The 2,038-nt window shown below is 61.0% G+C and carries 3 protein-coding genes; 2 read left to right on the top strand and 1 reads right to left on the bottom strand.

Annotation, left to right across the window (positions count from 1 at the left end):
• On the top strand, positions 1-209 hold a 209-nt coding region (locus M0954_RS14380; protein WP_297353890.1), incomplete at its 5' end, for a LysR substrate-binding domain-containing protein.
• 141 nt (positions 210-350) lie between these two features.
• On the opposite strand, the gene M0954_RS14375 is transcribed toward M0954_RS14380, so the two are convergent.
• On the bottom strand, positions 351-1,280 hold the full coding sequence (locus M0954_RS14375; protein ID WP_297353888.1) for an AraC family transcriptional regulator: 930 nt from the start codon (positions 1,278-1,280) through the stop codon (positions 351-353).
• 149 nt (positions 1,281-1,429) lie between these two features.
• Here M0954_RS14375 and M0954_RS14370 point away from each other — a divergent pair.
• Positions 1,430-2,038: alcohol dehydrogenase catalytic domain-containing protein (locus M0954_RS14370; protein ID WP_297353887.1), on the top strand; the 609-nt coding region annotated here is incomplete at its 3' end.

Here is a 2,038-nt window from a genome sequence, read left to right as displayed (position 1 = left end):
TTGCAACTGCACTGGCTGGTTTGGGGATCGTCCACACATTAGACTTTATGGTTCGCCCGTTCATCGAGCAAAAGAGACTTATCCCCATTCTCGCGCGATGGCAACCGGACCCGCTCGAGGTCTATATCGCGTATCCGCCGAGCCGAAGATACAGCACCAAGGTGAGGGTGTTTGCGGATTGGGCCGCTACATTGCTGGCGTCTGCGTGAGTCATAGCAGGTGCCTGTAGGTGCTGTGGTCTCAAAGCTCCCCGTCGCCGAAATGCGCAGCGCTTCCATCGTCCACTGCCGGCGAAGATTGGGAACCGCGGCTTCCCGCCAGAAATGGCGCACTCAGCGCCGTCACCTGCGCTACGACCCTGCGCGGCAATCCGCGCGAAACCGACCGGGGCTGAGCCCTGTGCACCGCTTGAATGCAATACTGAACGCTGTGTCCGACAGGTAACCGATGCGCTCAGCAATCTCCGTCAGCGACTCCTCCGAGTGCTTCAACGCGGAGCGCGCGATTGTCATTCGCCACTGCGCGAGGTACTCGACGGGCGCGCTGCCCACCTGACGCCTGAACCGCTGGGCGAACGCGGTGCGCGACATACCCACGGCCGATGCGAGGCTCTCAACCGTCCAGCGTTCGCATGGCTTCGCATGGATCATCGACAGCGCGCTGCCAATTTTGGGGTCGGCCAGCGCACGGAGCCAACCTTCGGGTTGGCGGGTCGAGGCGAGGTAGACGCGCAGCACATGAACCAGTACAAACGCTGCGAGGCTGCTACGCGCCACATCGGCGCCCGCGTGAAGGTCGCTCGTTTCCCACTTCAACAAATCGAGCACGCTGGATAAGGCGTGCGTGCCGAGATCCGCTGCACGCAGATGGATTAGCGGTGGCAAGTGCCTGAGCAACAGGTCTGTGACATCGTTTTCGAAGGTAAAGCGACCGCTCGCAAGACAGACGTGCTCCTCCTGGCCGTCGCCCTGATAACGGACCACGCCATCGCTGCCGCGAATCGACCGGTAGGTGGCGGGTCCATCAATGGGTTGCCGGTCCAGAACACTCGCGGAACAGAATGGCTGACCATCCGTGAGCATGTAGAAATCGCCCTCTTGCAGGGCGAGCGGTTCCCCGGACCCTTCGATCCACAAAAAGAAGCGGCCCTCAAGTACGCCGCCGAATTTGACATGCCGATATGCCGGGAAGCGGAAGGCCCATGCGCCGCAGCCTTCGAAGCGCGACGACAGCGCGCTGCTCACACGCAGCATCGAGAGTACGTCCGACAACGCGTCCATAAATGTACGATCGAATAAGAAATACGCCGTTTTGATTATAGCCAGCATTGGTCGTCAGCGCGATCATGTCATCACTGAAACGGCGAGGGAAAGCCCGTTCGGCAACGCGCAGGCGAGGCACGATCCCAAACGCCATCAAGGAGAAGCTTGTGAAAGCATGGCAACTTGAGCGTCTGGGTGGTTCGCTCCGCCTGACCGATCAACCCGTTCCGCAAGCGCGGGCTGGCGGCGTCGTGGTGCGCGTCGAGACATCGTCGCTGATGTCATATATGAAGGAGTACATAGAAGGTAAGCTGCCGATCTATCACACACCGGACCGGCCTTTTATTCCCGGTGGAAACGGTGTGGGCTATGTACACGCGACAGGGCCCGGTGTGTGGCATCTGACACCGGGACAGCGCGTCGTTCTCTCCTCGCATTTTGTCGCCCAGGAAAATGTTCAGGATCCCGCCGAAATACTGATTGGTGTCACGGCTAACGGACCGGCCGCACATCTTATGCAGGCGGACTGGCCGGACGGAACACTCGCTGAATACGCGTCGTTTCCGGCAAGCGCAGTGACGGCCGCCGACGACCTGCCGCAATTGAATGCCGTCCAACTCGCCATGACGATGCGCTGCATCGTGCCGTTCGGCGGACTGTTGCGAGGCCGGCTCATGGCGGGCGAGACACTGGTGGTCTCCGGCGCGACTGGTGCCTACGGCACCGCAGCCGTTATGGTCTCGCTGGCAATGGGTGCGGCACGGGTGATCGCGCTC

Origin of the sequence: Paraburkholderia sp., from assembly GCF_026225065.1 — a bacterium.
Lineage (GTDB): Bacteria > Pseudomonadota > Gammaproteobacteria > Burkholderiales > Burkholderiaceae > Paraburkholderia.
Note: the sequence above shows the minus strand (reverse complement) of the source record. Positions and strands in the feature narration are given on the sequence as shown.